This window comes from Streptomyces sp. NPDC050263, assembly GCF_040655955.1.
GTDB lineage: Bacteria > Actinomycetota > Actinomycetes > Streptomycetales > Streptomycetaceae > Streptomyces.
The window spans coordinates 14,565-37,178 of the sequence record NZ_JBFAKW010000060.1; the positions used below are offsets into that span (position 1 = coordinate 14,565).

19 protein-coding genes, 1 other RNA gene and 1 pseudogene are annotated in these 22,614 nt (G+C 70.6%); 19 read left to right on the forward strand and 2 right to left on the reverse strand.

All coding sequences use genetic code 11. The annotated features are described in order from the left end of the window. The first annotated feature begins 273 nt into the window (after positions 1-273). From AB0J04_RS25325 to prfB, 3 genes are all read left to right on the forward strand, one after another. Positions 274-1,989 carry a serine/threonine-protein kinase gene (locus tag AB0J04_RS25325; RefSeq protein WP_363170832.1) on the forward strand — a complete coding sequence of 572 codons (1,716 nt, stop codon included), beginning with the start codon at positions 274-276 and terminating at the stop codon, positions 1,987-1,989. 156 nt (positions 1,990-2,145) lie between these two features. Then, positions 2,146-3,384, forward strand: coding sequence for a serine/threonine-protein kinase (locus tag AB0J04_RS25330; RefSeq protein ID WP_363170833.1), 1,239 nt, complete (start codon positions 2,146-2,148; stop codon positions 3,382-3,384). A 78-nt stretch (positions 3,385-3,462) separates the two neighbouring features. Continuing rightward, positions 3,463-4,569, forward strand: coding sequence for a peptide chain release factor 2 (gene prfB, locus AB0J04_RS25335; RefSeq protein ID WP_363170834.1), 1,107 nt, complete (start codon positions 3,463-3,465; stop codon positions 4,567-4,569). Between the two features lie 241 nt (positions 4,570-4,810). Here the strand turns inward: prfB and AB0J04_RS25340 are convergent, their stop codons facing one another. Then, positions 4,811-5,560, reverse strand: a complete 750-nt coding sequence (locus tag AB0J04_RS25340; RefSeq protein WP_363170835.1) for a hypothetical protein — start codon at positions 5,558-5,560, stop codon at positions 4,811-4,813. 22 nt (positions 5,561-5,582) lie between these two features. Between AB0J04_RS25340 and AB0J04_RS25345 the strand changes: the two genes are divergently transcribed. Continuing rightward, positions 5,583-5,777: an LPXTG cell wall anchor domain-containing protein gene (locus tag AB0J04_RS25345; RefSeq protein ID WP_363170836.1), complete on the forward strand. Its 195-nt coding sequence runs from the start codon at positions 5,583-5,585 to the stop codon at positions 5,775-5,777. Between the two features lie 100 nt (positions 5,778-5,877). On the opposite strand, the gene AB0J04_RS25350 is transcribed toward AB0J04_RS25345, so the two are convergent. Then, the gene (locus AB0J04_RS25350) at positions 5,878-6,072 is read right to left on the reverse strand and encodes a hypothetical protein (protein ID WP_363170837.1); all 195 of its coding nucleotides are present in this window, start codon (positions 6,070-6,072) and stop codon (positions 5,878-5,880) included. A gap of 270 nt (positions 6,073-6,342) precedes the next feature. Here AB0J04_RS25350 and ftsE point away from each other — a divergent pair, with 270 nt between their 5' ends. The 15 genes and pseudogenes from ftsE to AB0J04_RS25425 all read left to right on the forward strand — a co-directional run bounded on the left by ftsE (position 6,343) and on the right by AB0J04_RS25425 (position 22,585). Then, complete coding sequence (gene ftsE, locus AB0J04_RS25355; protein WP_351917130.1) at positions 6,343-7,032, forward strand: cell division ATP-binding protein FtsE; 690 nt, start codon at positions 6,343-6,345, stop codon at positions 7,030-7,032. A 30-nt stretch (positions 7,033-7,062) separates the two neighbouring features. Continuing rightward, positions 7,063-7,980, forward strand: coding sequence for a permease-like cell division protein FtsX (gene ftsX, locus AB0J04_RS25360; protein WP_351917128.1), 918 nt, complete (start codon positions 7,063-7,065; stop codon positions 7,978-7,980). Between the two features lie 67 nt (positions 7,981-8,047). Further along, the gene (locus AB0J04_RS25365) at positions 8,048-9,232 is read left to right on the forward strand and encodes a S41 family peptidase (protein ID WP_363170838.1); all 1,185 of its coding nucleotides are present in this window, start codon (positions 8,048-8,050) and stop codon (positions 9,230-9,232) included. An 86-nt stretch (positions 9,233-9,318) separates the two neighbouring features. Beyond that, positions 9,319-9,855 (forward strand): SsrA-binding protein SmpB, encoded by a 537-nt coding sequence (gene smpB, locus AB0J04_RS25370; RefSeq protein ID WP_363170839.1) that lies wholly within the window; start codon positions 9,319-9,321, stop codon positions 9,853-9,855. Positions 9,856-9,945: 90 nt separating this feature from the next. Next, positions 9,946-10,333, forward strand: a transfer-messenger RNA (tmRNA) gene (gene ssrA, locus AB0J04_RS25375). Between the two features lie 69 nt (positions 10,334-10,402). Continuing rightward, positions 10,403-11,005 carry a hypothetical protein gene (locus AB0J04_RS25380; RefSeq protein ID WP_363170840.1) on the forward strand — a complete coding sequence of 201 codons (603 nt, stop codon included), beginning with the start codon at positions 10,403-10,405 and terminating at the stop codon, positions 11,003-11,005. Positions 11,006-11,664: 659 nt separating this feature from the next. Next, positions 11,665-12,372 carry a hypothetical protein gene (locus tag AB0J04_RS25385; protein WP_363170841.1) on the forward strand — a complete coding sequence of 236 codons (708 nt, stop codon included), beginning with the start codon at positions 11,665-11,667 and terminating at the stop codon, positions 12,370-12,372. Between the two features lie 462 nt (positions 12,373-12,834). Beyond that, positions 12,835-14,961: a bifunctional polysaccharide deacetylase/glycosyltransferase family 2 protein gene (locus AB0J04_RS25390; protein WP_363170842.1), complete on the forward strand. Its 2,127-nt coding sequence runs from the start codon at positions 12,835-12,837 to the stop codon at positions 14,959-14,961. After that, positions 14,961-16,235 carry an acyltransferase family protein gene (locus tag AB0J04_RS25395; RefSeq protein ID WP_363170843.1) on the forward strand — a complete coding sequence of 425 codons (1,275 nt, stop codon included), beginning with the start codon at positions 14,961-14,963 and terminating at the stop codon, positions 16,233-16,235. Before AB0J04_RS25390 ends, AB0J04_RS25395 begins: the two co-directional genes overlap by 1 nt. Positions 16,236-16,394: 159 nt before the next feature. Next, positions 16,395-17,301 (forward strand): annotated as a pseudogene (locus AB0J04_RS25400) (hypothetical protein). Positions 17,302-17,463: 162 nt separating this feature from the next. After that, on the forward strand, positions 17,464-18,861 hold the full coding sequence (locus tag AB0J04_RS25405) for a nitrate/nitrite transporter (RefSeq protein ID WP_363170844.1): 1,398 nt from the start codon (positions 17,464-17,466) through the stop codon (positions 18,859-18,861). A gap of 101 nt (positions 18,862-18,962) precedes the next feature. Beyond that, the gene (locus AB0J04_RS25410; RefSeq protein ID WP_363170846.1) at positions 18,963-20,138 is read left to right on the forward strand and encodes a uroporphyrinogen-III synthase; all 1,176 of its coding nucleotides are present in this window, start codon (positions 18,963-18,965) and stop codon (positions 20,136-20,138) included. A gap of 195 nt (positions 20,139-20,333) precedes the next feature. Next, positions 20,334-20,912, forward strand: coding sequence for an ABATE domain-containing protein (locus AB0J04_RS25415; RefSeq protein WP_363170847.1), 579 nt, complete (start codon positions 20,334-20,336; stop codon positions 20,910-20,912). A 318-nt stretch (positions 20,913-21,230) separates the two neighbouring features. Further along, the gene (locus tag AB0J04_RS25420) at positions 21,231-21,752 is read left to right on the forward strand and encodes a sigma-70 family RNA polymerase sigma factor (RefSeq protein WP_010039908.1); all 522 of its coding nucleotides are present in this window, start codon (positions 21,231-21,233) and stop codon (positions 21,750-21,752) included. Positions 21,753-21,802: 50 nt separating this feature from the next. After that, on the forward strand, positions 21,803-22,585 hold the full coding sequence (locus AB0J04_RS25425) for a zf-HC2 domain-containing protein (RefSeq protein WP_363170848.1): 783 nt from the start codon (positions 21,803-21,805) through the stop codon (positions 22,583-22,585). Positions 22,586-22,614 lie beyond the last annotated feature (29 nt).

Here is a 22,614-nt window from a genome sequence, read left to right on the forward strand (position 1 = left end):
GTACTGAAGGCATCCTCGCACCTGTCACTGACAACGCGCCCCACACCCGGTGGCAAGTGATCTTGATTGGTCGGCTCTGCCCGCAAAAGTGCCGGACAAGCGCGTCGCCGGTGATCAGTTGAGATCGGTCACGTCCCGCTCCGGCAACCAAGAAGACCGGGCGAAGCGTCTTTCCTTCGAACAAAGACGACAGCCCGGTGTCCGCACAGCGGCACTACAGTGGGTCGGAACATCGGACAGGAACAGGCAAGCAAGCAGCAGGGAGCGCGTGACGTGCGGCCAGTCGGCAGCAAGTACCTGCTCGAGGAGCCGCTCGGACGCGGCGCCACGGGCACCGTCTGGCGAGCCCGCCAGCGCGAGACCGCGGGCGCCGAGGCGGCCGTGCCGGGCCAGCCCGGAGAGACCGTCGCGATCAAGGTCCTCAAGGAAGAGCTCGCGGGCGACCCCGACGTCGTGATGCGCTTCCTGCGCGAGCGGTCCGTGCTGCTGCGCCTGACCCACCCGAACATCGTCCGGGTCCGCGACCTGGTCGTCGAGGGCGATCTGCTGGCGCTGGTCATGGACCTCGTCGACGGCCCCGACCTGCACCGCTATCTGCGCGAGAACGGCCCCCTGACGCCGGTCGCCGCCTCCCTGCTCACCGCCCAGGTCGCCGACGCGCTCGCCGCCAGCCACGCCGACGGCGTGGTGCACCGCGACCTGAAGCCGGCCAACGTCCTGCTGATGCAGGACGGCGGGCAGATGCACCCGCTGCTCACCGACTTCGGCATCGCCCGCCTCGCCGACTCCCCGGGCCTGACCCGGACCAGCGAGTTCGTCGGCACGCCCGCGTACATCGCGCCGGAGTCCGCCGAGGGCCGCCCGCAGACCTCCGCCGTGGACATCTACGGCGCCGGCATCCTGCTCTACGAGCTGGTCACCGGCCGTCCGCCGTTCTCCGGCGGCTCCGCGCTGGAGGTCCTCCACCAGCATCTCAGCGCCGAGCCGCGCCGCCCGTCCACCGTCCCCGACCCGCTGTGGACGGTCATCGAGCGCTGCCTGCGCAAGAGCCCCGACGACCGGCCCAGCGCCGAGAACCTCGCGCGCGGGCTGCGGATCGTCGCCGAGGGCATCGGGGTGCACGCGAACTCGATGCAGATCGCCGCGGCGGAGGGCGTCGGCCATGTGCTCGCGCCCGACCCGGCGCCCGCGACCGTGCCGGGCGGCGCCTTCGACCCGAACGCCGCGACCAGCGTCCTGCCGCACACCTCCGGCCCGGCGGGGGCCGCCGACCCCACCGCCGTCCTGCCGCACACGGGCGGTGCGGGCGCGGCCGATCCGACGGCCGTCCTGCCGCCGGTGCCGCCGCACCAGCCGGGGCAGCAGCCCGAGCAGCCGCATCCCTGGGCGACCCAGATGCAGGGGGCCCGCGACCGCAACGAGCAGACCCAGGTCCAGCAGTACCTGGACCCCGGCGAGGACCCGCTGCGCCGCCGCCCCCAGCGGCAGGTCGCCCGCCCGCAGCAGCAGCCGCCGCAGCAACAGCAGCCGTACCCGCCGCAGCAGCACCAACAGCGGCCTCAGCAGCGGCCTCAGCAGCGGCCGCAGCCCCAGCAGCCGCCCGGATACGGGTATCAGGGGCCGCCACCGCCGCAGCAACAGCAGTACGCGCCGCAGCAGCCCCAGCAGCCGCAGCGGTATGCGCCGCCGCCCCAGCCGCAGCCGAGCCAGCGGCCCGCGCCGGAGCCCAGGCAGCCGCGCGAGCCGAGGCAGCGCACCGCCAACCCGATGCGGATCCCCGGTCTCGGCTGTCTGAAGGGGTGTCTGTTCACGATCGTCATCCTGTTCGTGGCCGGATGGCTGATCTGGGAGTTCAGCCCGCTTCAGGGGTGGATCGGCACGGGCAAGAGCTACTGGGACCTGGTCACCGGCTGGATCGGGGACGTCACCGGCTGGATCAGCGACCTCGGCGGCGACTCGGGCAGCGGCTCGGGCACCCCCGGGAACTGACCCGCCGGCCGGCCCGCCGCGAGGCACGCAGACCGGCCCGGACGACCGCGGGTTTATGGACTTGTCGACACCTGGCGGGTGATTTCCGTCTCCGCGGTGAAGGTTGGCTCTTCGGACGCGTACTTTGATGGGCAACACGCGTCTGTAGGAGCAGTCTTGGCACGGAAGATCGGCAGCCGGTACACCGCCCACCAGATCCTGGGACGGGGCAGCGCCGGCACGGTGTGGCTGGGCGAGGGACCGGACGGGCCCGTCGCCGTCAAGCTGCTGCGCGAGGACCTCGCCTCCGACGAGGAGCTCGTGGGCCGCTTCGTGCAGGAGCGCACGGCACTGCTCGGCCTGGAGCACCCGCACGTGGTGTCCGTCCGGGACCTGGTGGTCGACGGCAATGACCTCGCTCTCGTCATGGACCTGGTCCGCGGCACGGACCTGCGCACCCGGCTCGAACGGGACCGGCGGCTCGCGCCCGAGGCCGCCGTGGCGATCGTCGCGGACATCGCCGAGGGACTGGCCGCCGCGCACGCGGCCGGGGTCGTGCACCGCGACGTCAAACCGGAGAACGTGCTCCTCGACATGCAGGGCCCGCTCGGCCCCGGCGGCTCGCACCGCGCCCTGCTGACCGACTTCGGCATCGCGAAACTGATCGACACCCCCAAACGGACCCGTGCCACGAAGATCATCGGCACCCCCGACTACCTGGCGCCGGAGATCGTGGAGGGCCTGCCGCCGCGCGCCTCGGTCGACATCTACGCCCTGGCGACGGTGCTCTACGAGCTGCTCGCGGGCTTCACGCCGTTCGGCGGCGGCCACCCGGGCGCGGTGCTGCGCCGCCATGTCACGGAGTCCGTCGCTCCCCTGCCCGGCATCCCGGACGAGCTGTGGCAGCTGATCGTGCAGTGCCTGGCGAAGGCCCCGGCGTCCCGGCTGCGGGCCTCCGAGCTGGCGGCCCGGCTGCGCGAGCAGCTGCCGATGCTCGCGGGGATGCCGCCGCTGGACGTGGACGAGCCCGACACCGAGGAGGAGGACGAGCCGACCGAGGCCGCGCCCGCCACGTCCGCCCCGGCGGCCCCCTCCGGGCGGGTGCGGCGGGGTTCGGTCCCGCTGGTGCCGGGCGCGAAACCGGACTCCAACCGGGACACCCACACTTCGATGCGGGTGCCCGCCCCGGACGAGCTCGCGGGCGGCGCGCACGGCACGGCACGGGTCCCCCGGGCGGCCGGCACCCCGCGCCCCGGCTCGGCACGGAACCGTTCCGTCACCCGGCGCCGCCGGATCACGCTGGGCGTGGCGGCGGTGGCGCTGGTCGCCGCGGTGGGCGCCGGGACGTGGGCGGCCACGTCGGGCGAGGACGCGCCCCCGCAGGACACGAAGAACTCGACGCCGGCGACGCCCTGACCTCCTCGGCGAGGCCGGTGAGCAGGCAAGGCACGGTCACCGGCACTCCCCGGTTGGCGGAGCCGTTACGCTGGAGGCGTGGCAGTCGTCGATGTATCCGAAGAGCTCAAGTCCCTCTCCTCGACCATGGAGTCGATCGAGGCCGTTCTGGACCTCGACAAGCTGAGGGCAGACATCGCCGTGCTCGAGGAGCAGGCGGCCGCGCCGTCCCTGTGGGACAACCCGGACGAGGCGCAGAAGATCACCAGCAAGCTGTCCCACCTCCAGGCCGAGGTCAGGAAGGCGGACGTGCTGCGCGGCCGGATCGACGATCTCGCCGTGCTGTTCGAGATGGCCGAGGAGGAGGACGACCCGGACACCCGCGCCGAGGCCGAGTCCGAGCTCACCGCCGTCAAGAAGGCGCTGGACGAGATGGAGGTCCGTACGCTGCTCAGCGGCGAGTACGACTCCCGTGAGGCGCTCGTCAACATCCGCGCCGAGGCCGGTGGCGTCGACGCCGCCGACTTCGCGGAGAAGCTCCAGCGCATGTACCTGCGCTGGGCCGAGCAGCACGGCTACAAGACCGAGGTCTACGAGACGTCGTACGCCGAAGAGGCCGGCATCAAGTCGACCACCTTCGCCGTGCAGATCCCCTACGCCTACGGGACGCTCTCCGTCGAGCAGGGCACGCACCGTCTCGTGCGCATCTCGCCCTTCGACAACCAGGGGCGCCGGCAGACCTCCTTCGCGGGTGTCGAGATCCTTCCCGTGGTGGAGACCACCGACCACATCGAGATCGACGAGTCCGAGCTGCGGGTGGACGTCTACCGCTCCTCCGGACCCGGCGGCCAGGGCGTCAACACCACGGACTCCGCGGTGCGTCTGACCCACCTCCCCACCGGCATCGTCGTCTCCTGCCAGAACGAGCGGTCGCAGATCCAGAACAAGGCGTCCGCGATGAACGTCCTCCAGGCGAAGCTCCTCGACCGGCGCCGGCAGGAGGAGCAGGCCAAGATGGACGCCCTCAAGGGCGACGGCGGCAACTCCTGGGGCAACCAGATGCGTTCGTACGTCCTGCACCCGTACCAGATGGTGAAGGACCTGCGCACCGAGTTCGAAGTGGGCAACCCCGAGGCCGTGTTCAACGGTGAGATCGACGGTTTCCTGGAAGCCGGAATTCGCTGGCGCAAGCAGCAGGAGAAGTAGGTTTGTCGACAAGGCAACCGCCCTCGAATCGGGGGCGGTTGCTTTTTACATCACATTCACAGCATCACCGTCTCGCAAAGCCCCCCGACCTGGACATTGCGCCCGCAACGACCTTGACGTTGCTTTGAAAAATGGGGAGGGTGCAGTGTGGCATGCGTATCTCCGGGACGTATGTGAACCGGGGGACTTGGCTTCAGCTACATCTCAGCTGCCCCCGTCGATCACAGTCCCGAGCGCGGCCTCATCGACGATCAGCTACTGGGGGTAGCAACCATATGACCAAGAAGACGCGGATCAGGGTCGCGCGCATAGCCGCCGGCGCCGTGATCGCCGCGGGCGCCTCACTGACGGTCGCCGGCGTCGCCTCGGCCGCCGGTGACGAGGACGGCCTGAGTGGCCTGGTGTCCACGTCCGGCGAAGTCACCGTACAGACGGGTGAGGAGCCCTGCCCGGTCGGGGTCTGCGCCGATGGCGGCACGTCGACGGGCACGTCCACCGGCACCTCGACCGGTACTTCGGCGGGCACGTCCACGGGTACCTCCACCGGTACTTCGACGGGCACCTCGACCGGCACCTCGACCGGTACTTCGGCGGGCACGTCCACGGGTACCTCCACCGGTACTTCGACGGGCACCTCGACCGGCACCTCGACCGGTACTTCGGCGGGCACGTCCACGGGTACCTCCACCGGTACTTCGACGGGCACGTCCACCGGGACCTCGGCGGGTACGTCCACCGGTACTTCGGCGGGCACGTCCACCGGGACCTCGGCGGGTACTTCGGCGGGTACGTCCACCGGGACCTCGGCGGGCACGTCGACGGGTACCTCGACCGGTACGTCGTCCGGCACCTCGTCCGGCAACACCTCTTCGGGGTCCTCGGAGGGCAACACGTCCTCCGGCTCGTCCTCGGAGGGCAACACCTCGGCGGGCAGCACCACGGCCGGTTCGTCCTCGTCCGGCAGCAGCTCTGCCGGTACCGGTACCGACACCGACGGCACCTCCACCCAGGAGGTGGGCAGCTCCGCGCTGACCGACACCTCGGACAACGCCGAGGCCGTCGCCCAGGGCGGTGGCAAGGAGCTGGCCGAGACCGGTGCCGGTCAGACCATGTTCCTGGTCATCGGCGCCGCCACGATGATCGCCGGCGGCGTCGGCTTCCGCGTGCTCCCGCGTCTCGTCGCGGGCCGTGGCGGAGCCGCTGCCTGACGGTAGGTAGCCGTACCCGTACGTGACGTACACAGGCAAGGGCCCGGAGCTGTTCGCTCCGGGCCCCTTGTCGTCCGTGCCCCGCGGCTGCGCGGTCTGCTTACGCGGTCTGGTGGGCGAGCAGCGCCATCGCTGCCACCAGCACCACCAGGAGCGCGATCAGCGTCATCGGGTTCAGGCCCGCGAAGAAGTTCTCCTGCTGCTGCAACCGCTCGCGGTTGGCGCGGCACACAGGGCACCGGCCCTCGCTCACGGGAGCCGCGCAGTTAGCGCACACCAGCCGGTCGTACGTCATGCGCTCGCCCTCCTTGCACCGGTTCCACGTACACAACGCCTGCGGGAACGGGAACGTTCCCCCTCCACTGTGCCAGGTTCCTCCGGAGGGTGCGCGGCTCCCCCGGAGAGCGACCGCGGAGCGACCGGAGCGCGGCCCGGAGTGCGGGTGCCGTACAAAGTCGCGTACAAAAACGCACAAGCCCCACCCAACCCCTCCCGACGCCTGCGCCGCCCTCCTCGGTTCGCGTATGGTCACGCTCATCTACCCCCGGCGACCCGTGGTGCATCCGTGATCCGATTCGACAATGTCTCCAAGGTCTACCCCAAGCAGACCCGCCCCGCACTCAGGGATGTCTCCCTCGAGGTGGAGAAGGGCGAGTTCGTGTTCCTCGTCGGGTCCTCCGGCTCCGGAAAGTCCACCTTCCTGCGGCTGATACTCCGCGAGGAGCGGTGCAGCCACGGCCAGGTGCACGTCCTGGGCAAGGACCTCGCGCGCATCTCCAACTGGAAGGTGCCGCAGATGCGCCGCCAGTTGGGGACGGTCTTCCAGGACTTCCGGCTGCTGCCGAACAAGACCGTCGCGGAGAACGTGGCCTTCGCGCAGGAGGTCATCGGCAAGTCCAAGGGCGAGATCCGCAAGTCCGTGCCGCAGGTGCTCGACCTCGTCGGGCTCGGCGGCAAGGAGGACCGCAGACCGGGCGAACTCTCCGGCGGTGAGCAGCAGCGCGTGGCCATCGCGCGGGCTTTCGTGAACCGGCCCAAGCTGCTGATCGCGGACGAGCCCACCGGCAACCTCGACCCGCAGACCTCCGTCGGCATCATGAAGCTGCTGGACCGGATCAACCGGACCGGCACGACCGTCGTGATGGCGACGCACGACCAGAACATCGTGGACCAGATGCGCAAGCGCGTCATCGAGCTGGAGCAGGGCCGGCTCGTCCGCGACCAGGCGCGCGGCGTCTACGGCTACCAGCACTGACCGTCCCCGGAAAGGCCTGAACAACTCGCCATGCGCGCCCAGTTCGTACTGTCGGAGATCGGCGTCGGTCTCCGCCGCAACCTGACGATGACCTTCGCCGTCATCGTCTCCGTCGCCCTGTCCCTGGCGCTCTTCGGCGGGTCGCTCCTGATGAGCGACCAGGTCACCACGATGAAGGGCTACTGGTACGACAAGGTCAACGTCTCGGTCTTCCTCTGCAACAAGAGCGACGCCGAGTCCGACCCGAACTGCGCCAAGGGCGCGGTCACCGCGGACCAGAAGAAGCAGATCAAGTCCGACCTCGACAAGATGGGCGTCGTCGACTCGGTGACGTACGAGTCGCAGGACGACGCGTACAAGCACTACAAGGAGCAGTTCGGCGACTCCCCGCTGGCCAGCTCCCTCACGCCGGACCAGATGCAGGAGTCGTACCGCATCAAGCTGAAGGACCCGGAGAAGTACCAGGTCATCGCTACCGCCTTCGACGGGCGGGACGGCGTGCAGTCGGTGCAGGACCAGAAGGGCATCCTGGACAACCTCTTCGGACTGCTCAACGGCATGAACTGGGCGGCGCGGGCGGTGATGGCGCTGATGCTGGTCGTCGCGCTGATGCTGATCGTCAACACCGTGCGCGTCTCGGCCTTCAGCCGGCGGCGGGAGACCGGGATCATGCGGCTCGTCGGCGCATCCGGCTTCTACATCCAGGCGCCGTTCATCGCCGAGGCCGCGGTCGCCGGGCTGATCGGCGGCACGGTCGCCTGCGGATTCCTGGTGATCGCCCGGTACTTCATCATCGACCACGGCCTGGCCCTGTCCGAGAAGCTGAATCTGATCAACTTCATCGGCTGGGACGCCGTGTTGACGAAACTTCCGCTCATCCTCGCCACCAGCCTGCTGATGCCCGCGCTGGCCGCTTTCTTCGCGCTGCGCAAGTACCTCAAGGTGTGACGCACGCCCCGAGGGCCGTACGGTCAACCGACCGTACGGCCCTTCGCGTTCCCCTAGACTCACCGCCATGTCAGGCCGCGACCTGTTCTGCCAGCCCCGCCGTTTCCGCCGCGGGGCCGCCCTGACATTGGTGTTCGCGAGTGTGCTCGTCGCCGGTGCCGCGACCGGAGCGCTGCCGCGGGAGCCGGGCGAGGGGCGTGCCAGCGCCTCGGGCGCCGCTCCCGCCACCGCCCCCGCCGGTCACTCCGAGGACGTCACCCGGGCCGCCGAGGAGGCCGCAGCGAGCGGCAAGTCCCCGATGGAGGCCGCCGAGCGCGCCGTCAGCCGCAGCGGGGACCGCTGGGCCGCCGTCTACTCCGAGGGCGAGTACGAGGAGTTCGCGGAGTCCCTGGACGGCCGCTACACCGGCGTCGGCCTGGAGGCGCGCAGCGAGCGGGACGGCCGGATCGAGGTGACCAAGGTGCAGTCGGGATCGCCCGCGGCCGCCGCCGGGATCCGCTCCGGCGACCGGCTGCGCACGGTCGACGGCCGTAGCGTCGACGGGCTGCCGGTCACCGACGTCGTCTCCTTACTGCGCGGTGACGGCGAGGACGCGTCCGCCGGCACCGCCGTCCGGCTCGGCCTGGAGCGCGGCACGCGCGCGTGGACCGAGACCCTGCGCCGGGCCCTCCTCTCCACGGACTCCGTCACCGCCCGCAGTCTCCCCGGCGGCGTCACCGTCATTGCCGTCGCCGCGTTCACCAAGGGCGTCGGCGACAGCGTGCGGACCGCCGTCCGGCAGGCGCCGGTCGGCGCCGGGATCGTCCTGGACCTGCGCGGCAACTCCGGCGGCCTGGTCACGGAGGCCGTCGCGGCCGCCTCCGCCTTCCTCGACGGCGGTCTCGTCGCCACCTACGACGTCGAGGGCGCCCAGCACGCCCTGCACGCCGAGGCCGGCGGCGACACCGGCAGACCCCTGGTCGCGCTCGTCGACGGCGGCACGATGAGCGCGGCCGAGCTGCTCACCGGCGCCCTTCAGGACCGCGGTCGCGCGGTCGTCGTGGGCTCTCGCACCTTCGGCAAGGGGTCGGTCCAGATGCCGAGCCGGCTGCCCGACGGCTCCGTCGCCGAACTGACCGTCGGGCACTACCGCACGCCCTCCGGGCACAGCGTCGACGGCCGGGGCATCACCCCCGACCTGGAGGCCGACGAGGGGGCGCTGGAGCGCGCCGAGACCGTACTGGGCGGCCTCGGGGACGCGTCGGCCCCGTAGATCCGGCCCTGTGGCCGGCGGCTCCGTAATCGGCTTTCCCCCCGGGCCCCTCCAGGTGCGAAAATGGCGGGACTATGAGCAAGGGAATGTACGTACCGAAGGAGTCCCAGCCGAAGCAGGGCGGGGCGGCCGCCACGGCCAAGGCCAAGGACGGCAAGCGCAAGATCGTCGCGCAGAACAAGAAGGCCCGGCACGACTACGCGATCATCGACGTCTACGAGGCCGGTCTCGTCCTCACCGGCACCGAGGTGAAGTCGCTGCGCGAGGGACGCGCCTCGCTGACCGACGCCTTCGTCCAGATCGAGGGGAACGAGGCGTGGCTGCACGCCGCGCACATCCCCGAGTACTTCCAGGGCAGCTGGACCAACCACTCCGCGCGCCGCAAGCGCAAGCTGCTCCTGCACCGCGAGGAGATCGACAAGCTGGCGGTGAAGTCGGAGGAGACGGGCCACACGATCGTGGCCCTCGCCGTCTACTTCAAGGACGGCCGGGCGAAGGCCGAGATCGCGTTGGCGCGCGGCAAGAAGGAGTACGACAAGCGGCAGACCCTGCGCGAGCAGCAGGACCGCCGGGAGACGGACCGGGCGATCGCGTCGGCCAAGCGCAAGCAGCGTCACGCGTAGCCGCGGGGAATACGGTGGCATCGTCGGGCGTTGGTCACGTACGATGGCAGCAACACCGGGCGACCGGTGTGCGCATTGAAAAATCAACATGGGGATGATCGGTTTCGACAGCGGCTGTCGAAGCAGGGGAAGCGTGTCGAGGAAGCGGCAATGATCTCGTAAACCATATGTCGCAAAAAATAATCGCCAATACCAAGAGCGATTCCCAGTCCTACGCCCTCGCTGCCTAATAAGCAGTGAGTGTAGGACCCTTAATGGGTGTCAGCCCGGGAGTGTTCCCGATCCGGATCCTGGCATAATCTAGGGAACTAAACCTTGATCTCGGTCACGGGGTGAAGAGGGAAATCAAACAGTGACTGGGCCCGTCGGCGACTTGTTCGCGTGATCACCGGGGCCGAGAAAATCACAGCGAACTGCACACGGAGAAGCCCTGATTCTGCACCGTTGGACGCGGGTTCGATTCCCGCCATCTCCACTCATATCCCATGTGACAGAGAACCCCGCCCCTTTCGAGGGGCGGGGTTCTCTGCCGTTTCGGAGGCTTTTCATGAACGACGGGCGTCCGCGGAGCGTTCTCGTCCGGCTTCCCCTCGACGCCGAAGGTCCGGTGCCGACGAAGCATGAGCTGCGCCGGCACGTCGAGCGGACCCGGGCGGTGGCCCGGGAGCTGGCCGCGTACCTCGGTCCCGCGTGGGCGGTGCGGTACCGGGACGAGCGGCGGGGCGACGAGCGCTTCGTGTGCTGGGGCTGCGGGGAGGTCTTCCTCACCTTCGAGGCCTACGGCGACCCGCCGCACCACCCCCTGCACATCACCCTCCTCGGCGAGTACCACGCCCACCCGCTCCGCAAGGGCGCCCACGACGACTTCGCCCCGGACGACGCCTCGGCCGCGCTCGGGCTGTCCGACGCGCTGGTCGCCGACCTGTCCGCCTGGGCGAGGGGCATCGACGCGGCGATGGACGCCTGGCTGGGCGACCGCGAAGACGCCCGCCGGGAATCCGCGTTCCGGCGCCTCCATGAAGCCGGCGAGACGCTCGCCGAACGCCTCGCCGGTGAACTCGGCCCCGGCCGGACCGTGACCTACGAGGGCGTCCAGGGTGTGTCCTGCGCGGTCTTCGGCACCCGGCTCACCGACCCGGTGACCCGCTGATCCGCCGACCCGGTGTCGGGCGTGAGTGCGTCAACGGGGCGTACGGGAATTCACCCGAGTTGAAGGTTTTATTCGATCGCGGACAAACATGGGCAATTCGCTGTTCGTGTCGCTGAACTTTCCGGCCATGCCTGCGGCTGTGCTCCGCGCTCCTCCCGGCGCGGCTTCCGGGTCCTCCTGTGTCACTGGTGTGGCGAAAGATGTCTGTCTCCCCGCTTCTCGGTGCTGCGTCAAGGGGATGTTTTCAGACATAGGCATGAACATGACTTCTGTCCATAAATGACACATCGCGAACACGGGGCCCACGCCTGCGCTAGATTCATCGACCTGAGCACAATGGGGTAAATGGGGCGCGGGGACTGGGTGGGGGCCCGGTTCCATCGACGTGGGCTCGGAGTCGTAGGTGTACCCAGAACAGTTCCGTGGGGGGAAGAGCGCACGTGAAGAATTGGCGAGAAGACGCCCAACCGGAGTGGCCGGAGGCGGCGCCGCCGACTCGGGATGTTCCGGTCATGGGTGCCGGATCCCAGAGGTACCGGTCATTGCTGGAGGTACAGCAGGAAAGCGGTTCATCCGCGACCTCGAATGCCTCGAACAGCCTTTCCGAAAACGAACGGTCGAGCGATCTCCGGGATCCCTGGGGAGAGGAGCCCGGCGGCGTGGACGGCAAGGGCAACGATCCGCGCGAGGTGACCGTCCAGCTCGACCCCCTGAAGAAGGGGCGCGCCGACGCCGCGGACGCCGCCTCCGACGTCCCGGTGTTCGTCGACGAGTCGGGCCGCCGCAGCCGGACGTTCCGCCGCATCGGCATCCTCGTGGGCACCGCGTGCGGCGCGTACGCCGTCGTCATCGTGGCCACGCTGCTGTCGGGCAACGCGGGCGCGCCCTGGCTGCCGGTACCGGTGCCGGGCAAGGCCGACGACAAGCCGGCGGCCGGCAAGGTCGACGACTCGGAGACGCCCGAGGACTCCACGACCCCGCGACCCGGCGAACCGGGCGAGATGCTGCCGGGCGGCGCGGGGATCACCGCGTCCACGCCGGGCGCGGTGCCGGGCAAGCCGGGTGTGAGCGCGGCGCCGGGTGCGTCGGGGAGCGCGGCTCCGTCGAGCGGGCCGTCCGCCGCGGCGCAGCCCTCGGCGAGCGGAAGCGCCCGGCCCAGCGCCGGGCCGCCGGCCTCGGTTCCCTCCCCGCCCGGCCCGAGCGCCCCGGTCGTGCCGCCGCCGGCCTCCTCGCCGCCGCCGCCGGCGTCCTCGCCCGCCGCGTCGCCGACGGCCGCCTCCTCGCCGTCCCCGGCCGGAGGAGCCTCCAACACCGTCGCCGACGGCCCGCCGGAACCGGCCCCGGCCGCCTCGAGCCCCGCGGCCTGAACGGCATACCGGCCCCTGGGGGGGCCGGGCCCGCGTCGGCCGACGCGCCGATGCCGGCGGTCGATGCCGGCGGTCGATGCCGGCAGTCGATGCCGACGGTCGGTGTCGGACCGACTGCTCGTCCGTCGCGCCCCGGCCTCCCACTCGCCTCAGGCGATCACCTTCACTCCGCGCCGCACGAGTGTGTGGCGTGGGTCCCTTTTGCCCGATCTCGTCCCCGGAGAACCACCTCTCATGGCACCACGTACCAGCCGACGTTCGGCCCGACGGTCCGCTGTCGGGCAGCCCGCGCACTCGTCGTCCTCCCCGTCGTCGGGGGGCTCATCGGGGGGTGAGCCGGGCGGCGGGGCGCACGCCCACGGGCGGCGGTCCGGCCGGCGGCAGGGACGGGGACGGGCCCCCGGGCACGCCGCCGGCGGTTCCGGGCACGGGGCCCCGCCGCCTCCCGAACGCCGTCGGTCGATGCCGCTGCGGCTGCGGCACCTGCTGCCGATGCTGGTGCTGCTCGCGATGATGGCGATGCTGATGCTGCGCGGCTATGTGCACAGCGAGATCCTCGCCGACCACCGCGTCCGCCCCGAGGCCGCCGCCGAGAAGGTGCCGGAGCTGATCCGCGAGGGCGGGCCGGTCGTCGACACCCGCAGCGGACGGCAGACCAGCCTGGACGTGCCGGACGGCCGGATCGTGCTCACGTTCGACGACGGGCCGGACCCGAAGTGGACCCCCGTGGTCCTCGACGTCCTCAAGAAACACCACGCGCACGCCGTCTTCTTCATCACCGGCACCATGGCCTCCCGCTACCCGGACCTGGTCCGGCGGATGGTGGACGAGGGCCACGAGATCGGGCTGCACACCTTCAACCACCCCGACCTCTCCTACCAGTCGAACAAGCGCATCGACTGGGAGCTCACCCAGAACCAGCTGGCCCTGGAGGGCGCGGCGGGCATCCGCACCTCCCTCTTCCGGCCGCCCTACTCCTCCAGCACGGACGCCCTCGACGACGAGACCTGGCCGGTCACCGAGTTCGTCGGCAGCCGCGGCTACCTCACCGTCTTCACCACCGCCGACAGCGAGGACTGGCGCAGGCCGGGCGTGCGGGAGATCATCCGCAACTCCACCCCGGCGGACGGCAAGGGCGCGATCGTCCTGATGCACGACTCCGGCGGCGACCGGTCCCAGACCGTCCGGGCCCTCGACGCCTACCTGCCCGAACTCCAGCAGAAGGGCTACGAGTTCGAGAACCTCACCGAGGCCCTGAACGCGCCCAGCGCGCACACCCCGGTCGGCGGACTCGACCTGTGGAAGGGCAGGGCCTGGGTCTTCCTGGTCGCGGCCTCCGACGACATCACCGCCGTCCTGGTCGTCGGCCTCGCCGTGATCGGCGTCCTCGTCTTCGCCCGCTTCGGCCTGATGCTGCTGCTCTCCGCGATGCACACCCGCCGTACCCGCCGCAAGGACTTCGTCTGGGGTCCCGACGCGCCCGTCACCGAACCGGCGTCCGTGCTGGTGCCGGCCTACAACGAGGCCAAGTGCATCGAGAGCACGGTGCGTTCGCTGATGAAGAGCGAGCACCCGATCGAGATCCTCGTCATCGACGACGGCTCCAGCGACGGCACCGCCCGGATCGTCGAGGACCTCGGACTGCCCGGCGTGCGCGTCGTCCGGCAGCTCAACGCGGGCAAGCCCGCCGCTCTCAACCGAGGCATCGCCAACGCCAGGCACGACCTCATCGTGATGATGGACGGCGACACGGTCTTCGAGCCCTCCACGGTCGGCGAGCTCGTCCAGCCCTTCGCCGACCCGCAGGTCGGGGCCGTCGCCGGCAACGCCAAGGTCGGCAACAAGGACACCCTCATCGGCGCCTGGCAGCACATCGAGTACGTGATGGGCTTCAACCTGGACCGCCGGATGTACGACGTCCTGCGCTGTATGCCGACCATCCCCGGCGCGGTGGGAGCCTTCCGCCGCTCCGCGCTGGACCGGGTCGGCGGCATGAGCGACGACACCCTCGCCGAGGACACCGACATCACCATGGCCATCCACCGCGACGGCTGGCACGTCGTGTACGCGGAGAAGGCGCGGGCCTGGACCGAGGCGCCCGAGTCCGTCCAGCAACTGTGGTCCCAGCGCTACCGCTGGTGCTACGGCACCATGCAGGCGATCTGGAAGCACCGCCGGGCGCTGGTCGAGAGCGGTCCCTCCGGGCGCTTCGGCCGGGTCGGGCTGCCCCTCGTCTCGCTCTTCATGGTCGTCGCGCCGCTCCTCGCCCCGCTCATCGACCTCTTCCTCGTCTACGGCCTGCTCTTCGGCCCGACCGGCAAGACGATCGCGGCCTGGTTCGGCGTCCTTGCAGTCCAGGCGGGCTGCGCGGCCTACGCCTTCGTCCTGGACCGCGAACGCCTCACCCCGCTGATCTCGCTCCCGCTCCAGCAACTCCTCTACCGACAGTTGATGTACATGGTCCTGCTCCAGTCCTGGATCACCGCCCTCACCGGCGGCCGCCTGCGCTGGCAGAAGCTGCGCCGCAAGGGCCAGGTGGCGGCCCCGCCGGGCGGATCGGCAGCGAGCATGGACGGAGGCGTGGCCTGATGAGCACCCAGAGCACCGAGCCGACGGAGACGACCGAGCCGACGGAGACGACGGCCGCCCTCGACCTGTCCGGCCTCGAAAAGGAGGCCCCGGAGAAGGGGAGCGCGGAGCAGGGGAGCGCGGAGCAGGACGGGGCGAAGAAGGGCGGTGGGCGTGATCGCTACTTCGATCTGCTGCGGGCCGTCGCCCTCTTCCGCGTCGTCTTCTACCACCTGATGGGCTGGGCCTGGCTGCCCGTCGTCTTCCCCTCCATGGGCGTGATGTTCGCGCTCGCCGGCAACCTCATGGCCCGCTCGCTGGCCAGACGCCCCGCGCTGGAAGTCGCCCGCGGACGGCTGCGGAGGCTGCTGCCCCCGCTGTGGCTGCTGGGCGCGGTCGGCCTGACGGGCATGCTGGCGGGCGGCTGGGGCCCGGACGACGACGGGAACTCCGCCTGGTGGTGGCTCCAGCTCGCCTTCTGGATCGTGCCGCTGGGCGACCCGCCCTACGGCGACAGCGTGCCCGGCGTGCACGGGCTGATCGGCGACGACTGGGCCGCCGACATGGGCGTGCCTCTGTGGTATCTCCGCGCCTACCTCTGGTTCGTCCTGCTCTCCCCGCTCCTGCTGCGCGCCCTGCGCCGGCTGCCCTGGCCGACGATCCTCGCGCCGATCGCGCTGTCCGCCGCCCTGGAGTTCGGCGCGCTCTCGGTGCCGGGGTGGCGGCTGGAGTCCGGCCTCGTCGACTTCGGCGCGTTCGGCGCGTGCTGGCTGCTGGGCATGGCGCACCAGGAGGGCATCCTGCGCCGGCTGCCCCGCTATGTCGTCCCCTCGCTGGCGCCGGCGGTCGCCGGGGTCGGCCTCTGGTACGCGCTGAGCCAGAACCTGCGGGAGGGCCACGACCTGGACGACATGCCGTTCGCCCAGTCCCTGTGGTCCTTCGCGGCGGTCCTGCTGCTCCTGCACATCAGCCCGTCCTGGTCGAAGTGGCCGGCCCGGCTGCGCCGCTGGGACCGGCTGATCACCCTGCTCAACTCCCGTGCCGTGACGATCTACCTGTGGCACAGCGTGTGCATCGGAGTGGTGGCGGCCCTGTGGGACCGCCTGTGGAACATCGCGTGGCTGGAAGCCGACGCCCGCTGGCTCCTGGAGAGCCCGTGGCCGCAACTGCCGGCCGTCTGGCTGCTCACGGCCGCCTGCGTCGTCTGCTTCGGCTGGGTGGAGGACCTGGCGGCCCGCCGCAAGCCCCGCCTGTGGCCGGACGGACGGGCGACGAAGGCGTCGCACCGCGCCTGACGTGCCCGAGGCGCCCGAGATGCCTGAGCTGACGCCCGTAAAGGGCAGGTCAAGGGGGATCGGCCGTCGATTCCCGGTGTCGGGGGCGTGTGGAAGACTGCCTCGCGTTGCGTAAGTGAACAGTGGCCCGGCCGACGGGCGACGGGGGAGTGAGTGCCGGTGAGCAAGCGGCAGATACGGAAGATGCTTCGGCTGATGGCGGGAGGCGAGCCCGTCGAGCTCACCAGCGCCATGGCCTCGGTGAAGAAGCTGGCCCGACTGGCCTTCGTGGCCCAGCAGTTCGGGTACGAGTACGCGGACGTACGGCAGGGCGGCGGCCGCAACACCGCGCTGGTGATGCTGATCCTCCCGGACCCGAGCCCGCAGGCACGCGCGCGTGCCGCGCAGAACTGGGCGCAGTACCCGAACGCCTCCGACGGCGTCTCCCTGCCGCCCGTCGTGCCGGACGCCTTCGAGCTGCTCAAGGCCCGTATCAACTTCGACCTCACCGGCAAGAACGCAGAGAAGCGGATGGGGTACGGCGCGCTGGGCGCCACCGCGGGCTGCGCGATCATCGGCATCCGGCTCGGCGCCACGGGAACGGACTTCGCCATCGCCGGTGTCATCTGGGCCGTCCTCATGGGCTTCCTCGGCATCGGCCTTGTCGTCACCCGGCACCGCAACGCCAAGTTCGCCGCCCGTCTCCAGGCCGCCGGCTTCACGCCGCTGACGGACGAGACGGGCCGGGTGCGGTATCTGCCGCCGGGCGCGGCCGCCGGACACGGCCAGCACGCCTACGGCGGTCACCCGGGGCAGGCCCCCCCCGGGCCCGTACGGACCGTACGGCGCCGCCCCCGCGGGCCCCGGCGGCTACGGACACCCGCAGCCCCAGCCGCACCAGCAGCCCGGACCGTACGGCCGGCCCCATCAGCAGCCGGGGCCGTACGCTCAGCCGCAGCCGTATCCCCAGCAGTACCCTCAAGCCCAGGCTCAGCCGTATCCTCAGCAGCCCCAGGCCCCGTACCCGCCCCACCCGCAGGGCCGGCCGCAGCCCCCCAACCCCTACGGCCGGCCGCCGCAGCGCTGAGCTCTCCCCAAAACCTCTCACCGGGCGCTCTCGCAAGGTGAGAGCAACGTTCCTTTCCGGTCACCCACAGCCACAGCCCGGAAACGCGCCCTCCCTACCTTCGGGACTCATCACCGCTCATCCCCCCGAACCACCCGAGCCCCGGAGCACCGTGGAGGCGTCATGACAGCCCCGAGTACAGCCCCCGCACCCGCGTCGTCCCCGACGAAAAAGGGGAGCCGCTGGATCGAGGAGTGGGACCCGGAGAACGAGGCCTTCTGGAACGAGAAGGGCGAGAAGATCGCCCGTCGTAACCTGGTCTTCTCCGTCCTCTCCGAGCACATCGGATTCTCGATCTGGACCATGTGGTCCGTGCTGGTGCTCTTCATGGGCCCGGAGTACGGCCTCACCCCGGCCGACAAGTTCCTGCTGACGTCGATGGTGACGCTGGTCGGAGCGGTCGTCCGGGTGCCGTACACCTTCGCGGTCGCGATCTTCGGCGGCCGGAACTGGACGATCGTCTCCGCCGCGCTGCTGCTGGTCCCCACGATCGCCGCGTTCACAGTGATGGAGCCGGGAACATCCTTCAACACGTTCCTGCTGGTCGGCCTGCTCGCGGGCATCGGCGGCGGCAACTTCGCCTCCTCCATGACCAACATCAACGCCTTCTTCCCCCTCCGTAAGAAGGGCTGGGCGCTCGGCCTGAACGCGGGCGGCGGCAACATCGGTGTGCCGGTCCTGCAGCTGGCCGGCCTCGCCGTCATCGGCGCCAGCGGCGGCCCGCGCGTGCTGCTCGGGCTCTACATTCCGCTGATCGTGATCGCCGCGACCCTCGCCGCGCTGTACATGGACAACCTGTCGTCCGTGAAGAACGACACCGGCGCCGCGATCGACTCCGCGAAGGACGCCCACACCTGGATCATGTCCTTCCTCTACATCGGCACGTTCGGGTCGTTCATCGGCTACAGCTTCGCCTTCGGGCAGGTCCTGACGAACCAGTTCGGCCGGACGCCCCTCCAGGCGGCCTACCTCACCTTCATCGGCCCGCTGCTCGGCTCCCTGATCCGCCCCGTCGGCGGCTGGCTGGCCGACCGCTACGGCGGCGCCCGCATCACGCTCTACAACTACGTGGGCATGGCCGCGGCCACCGCCGTCCTGGTCTTCGCCAGCATGCAGAAGTCGCTGCCGCTGTTCGTCTCCGTCTTCGTGGTGCTGTTCGTGCTCACCGGCCTCGGCAACGGGTCGACGTACAAGATGATCCCCGGCATCTTCCAGGCGAAGGCCGTCGCCAAGGGGCTGGAGGGCGAGGAGGCCGCCGCCTATGGACGTCGGCTCTCCGGGGCCTCCATGGGGCTCATCGGGGCGGTCGGCGCGCTCGGCGGCGTCGGCATCAACCTGGCCTTCCGGCAGTCCTTCCTCTCCTACGGCTCCGGAACCGGCGCCTTCGTCGCCTTCCTCGCCTTCTACGCGGCCTGCTTCGCGGTCACCTGGGCTGTATACCTTCGCCGCCCGGCGGGCCGGGTGACGTCGTCGAATACCTCCTCCGAGGCGAAGCCGCAGCTCAGCTACGCCGAGGTGTGACGTAACACTGGCGACATGTAGCCGAACCGAGCCTGTCACGGACCGTTGACAGGCTCGTCGGCATGTAGGTGTTAATGCGACTCGAGTGCGGAACGAGAGCTATGTACGAGGAACAGCAACAACCGGCCATCAGCCCCCAGGCCGCCGTCGAACACGGACCCCTCGCGGGTTTCACCGTGGGCGTGACGGCCGCGCGCCGGGCCGAGGAGCTCGGCGTGCTGCTCCAGCGGCGCGGGGCGGCGGTGCTGCACGCGCCCGCCCTGCGGATCGTGCCGCTCGCGGACGACGGCGAGCTGCTGGCCGCCACCAAGGACCTCATCGACCAGGCGCCGGACGTCGTGGTCGCCACCACAGCCATCGGCTTCCGCGGCTGGGTCGAGGCCGCCGACGGCTGGGGGCTCGGCGAACAGCTGCTCGCCCGGCTCGACGGCGTCGAGCTCCTCGCCCGCGGCCCCAAGGTCAAGGGCGCGGTGCGGGCCGCCGGGCTGACGGAGGAGTGGTCGCCGTCCAGCGAGTCCATGGCCGAGGTGCTCGACCGGCTCCTGGAGGAGGGCGTCGACGGACGCCGGGTCGCCGTCCAGCTGCACGGCGAGCCGCTGCCGGGGTTCGTGGAGTCGCTCAGGGCCGCCGGCGCGGAGGTCGTGGGCGTGCCCGTCTACCGGTGGATGCCGCCGGAGGACATCGCGCCGCTCGACCGGCTCCTCGACGCCGCCGTCACCCGCGGACTGGACGCGATCACCTTCACCAGCGCGCCTGCCGCCGCCTCGCTGCTGTCGCGGGCGGAGGAGCGCGGGCTGCTGTCCGAGCTGCTCACCGCCCTGCACCACGACGTCCTGCCCGCCTGCGTCGGCCCGGTCACCGCGCTGCCGCTCCAGGCGCGGGGCGTGGACACCGTCCAGCCGGAGCGGTTCCGGCTCGGGCCGCTCGTGCAGTTGCTGTGCAGGGAGCTGCCGGGGCGGGCCCGGGCGCTGCCGGTGGCCGGGCACCGGGTGGAGATCCGTGGGCATGCGGTGCTGGTGGACGGGTGTCTGAAGCCGGTGCCGCCGGCCGGGATGTCGCTGCTGCGGGCGCTGTCGCGGCGGCCGGGGTGGGTGGTGCCGCGGGCCGATCTGCTGCGGGCGTTGCCGGGCGCCGGGCGGGACGAGCATGCCGTCGAGACGGCGATGGCCCGGTTGCGGACGGCTCTCGGGGCGCCGAAGTTGATCCAGACCGTGGTGAAGCGGGGGTATCGGCTGGCGTTGGATCCGGCGGCCGACGCGAAGTACTCCGTCGGTTAGGCGGTTCTTGCCTCGCCGCCGATCGCCGTTCCGCCCCTGGGGGCTCCGCCCCCAGACCCCCGGTTCGGCCGGCCTGAACGGCCTCGCCCTCAAGCTCCCCCGGAGGGGGACCCCCGGACAGGCTATGAATCACCAACCTGCGCTGGCACTGTGAGGGGAACTGTTCTCCCCGGACGACGCCCGAGGTGGTGGCGGATGGAGTTCCAAGAGCTGCGGTTCGATGCCGGACGGCCCTGTCTCGATCTGTTGGCGACCAGTCATCCGCAGGAACACCTGGACTCCGTCGCGCCGTTGTGCGCCTGGATCCGGGGGGCCGGGCTCGTGCCGCCGCACACGTCGCTCGGGCATGTCGACGGGGCGTGGCCGGTGGCGTTCCGGGAACTTCGGCGGCATGTCGGACAGTTGGTGCAGGGGTGGGTCGTGCACCACGCCGTCGGGCCGTACGACCTCGCCCTGGCCCGGGTCAACGACCTCGCTCGGGTCGCGCCCCCGACCCCTCGTGCCGTGCGTGGCGAAGACGGCGTGCTCGTGCGGGCGTTGGACCGGCCGCCCGGGTGCGCCGCCTTGCTCGCGGCCGTCGCTCGGGACACCGTGGAGCTGCTGACCGATCCTGTCGCCCGGGCGGACCTGAGGCAGTGCGCGGGGGACAACTGCCCCATCGTGTACCTCGACACTTCCCGGGGACGTCGTCGGCGCTGGTGTTCCAGTGAGGTCTGCGGGAACCGGGAAAGGGTGGCTCGGCACCGGCGGCGGGCGGCGCTCGCCCGCACCTGAGGGGGCGTTATGTCCCTTCTGTGGAGCGGGCGTCGAAGTGATTTCGATTACACGTCGTTTACTCGTGTCGACCGTCGGGCAGTCGGCCCGATCTTGTCGCTGTGGTGGAAATGTAAAGAAAACGAGGGGGGAATGTGCCCCCATGTCCCCCTCGTCATGACACCCGGAAGAAAATTGTCCCCACGGTTTGAACACTCAACACCCCGTCTCCGTACCCGTCGTCGAGCGACCGACTGGGGGAACCCCCGGACACCGGAGGTGGGCGTGCGCAAGGATGCGGCCGTGGCCAATGAACGTGGATCGAGGGCCCGACATCGCATGTCCCAGCCCTCGGAACCTGACGAGGAGCTGATGCGTGCTCTGTATCGGGAGCATGCCGGACCCCTGCTTGCGTATGTCCTGCGCCTGGTTGCCGGAGATCGGCAGCGTGCCGAGGACGTAGTGCAGGAGACACTCATCCGTGCCTGGAAGAACGCCGGTCAGCTCAATCGAGCGACCGGATCAGTACGCCCCTGGCTGGTGACGGTCGCACGCCGCATCGTCATCGACGGCCACCGCAGCCGGCAGGCCCGGCCGCAGGAGGTCGACCCGTCGCCGCTGGAGGTCATTCCTGCGGAGGACGAGATCGACAAGGCGCTGTGGCTGATGACGCTGTCCGATGCGCTCGACGACCTGACACCGGCCCACCGGGAGGTGCTCGTCGAGACGTACTTCAAGGGGCGTACCGTCAACGAGGCGGCCGAGACGCTGGGCATACCCAGCGGCACCGTGCGCTCACGGGTGTTCTATGCCCTGCGGTCGATGAAGCTGGCTCTTGAGGAGCGGGGGGTGACGGCGTGATGAGCGGTTACGGGGGATTCGGATCAGGTGGTTCGGGTATGTCTGGCCCCATGCAGGGATCAGTGGGATCTCCGAGCCCGAGCGAGCACGAGACCGTCGGCGCCTACGCCCTCGGCATCCTCGACGACGCCGAGGCGACCGCCTTCGAGATGCACCTCGCCGGCTGCGAGTGGTGCGCCCAGCAGCTCGACGAGCTCGCCGGCATGGAGCCCATGCTGGCCGCCCTCGCGGACCTGCCGGGCACCGGCACGCCCGCGATCGGCGAGTCCCTGTCCGCCCGTCCCAGCCCGCGCCTCGCGGAACGGCTGGTCGACGAGGTGTCCGACCGCCGCGCGCAGAAACGTCGCCGCTCCTTCTTCCTGGTCGCGGCCGCGGCCGCGCTGATCATCGGCGGCCCGCTCACCGTGCTGGCCGCGACCGGCGGCGACAACGGCACCAAGGGCACCGAGGCGAGCGCCACCAAGTCGGCCAACTCCGCCAAGGACACCTTCGCGACCCTCACCGACCGCGTCTCCGCGACCGACCCCGCCTCCAAGGTCACCGCGACCGTCGCCATGGGCGAGAAGGCGTGGGGCACGGAGATCGGCGTCGAACTGAAGAACGTGACCGGTCCGGAGAAGTGCTCGCTCATCGCCGTCGGCAAGAACGGCGAGCGCGAGACGGTCTCCTCCTGGGCCGTTCCGGAGTGGGGCTACGGCATCGCCGATGCCAAGACCGAGCAGGCCAAGAACCCGCTCTACGTCGTCGGCGGCGCCGCCTTCAGCACCAACGAGATCGATCATTTCGAGGTCATGACCTTCGACGGCAAGAAGCTCGTCCAGATCGACGCGTAGCGTACGTAGCTTTGCCGGGTCCCCTTCGC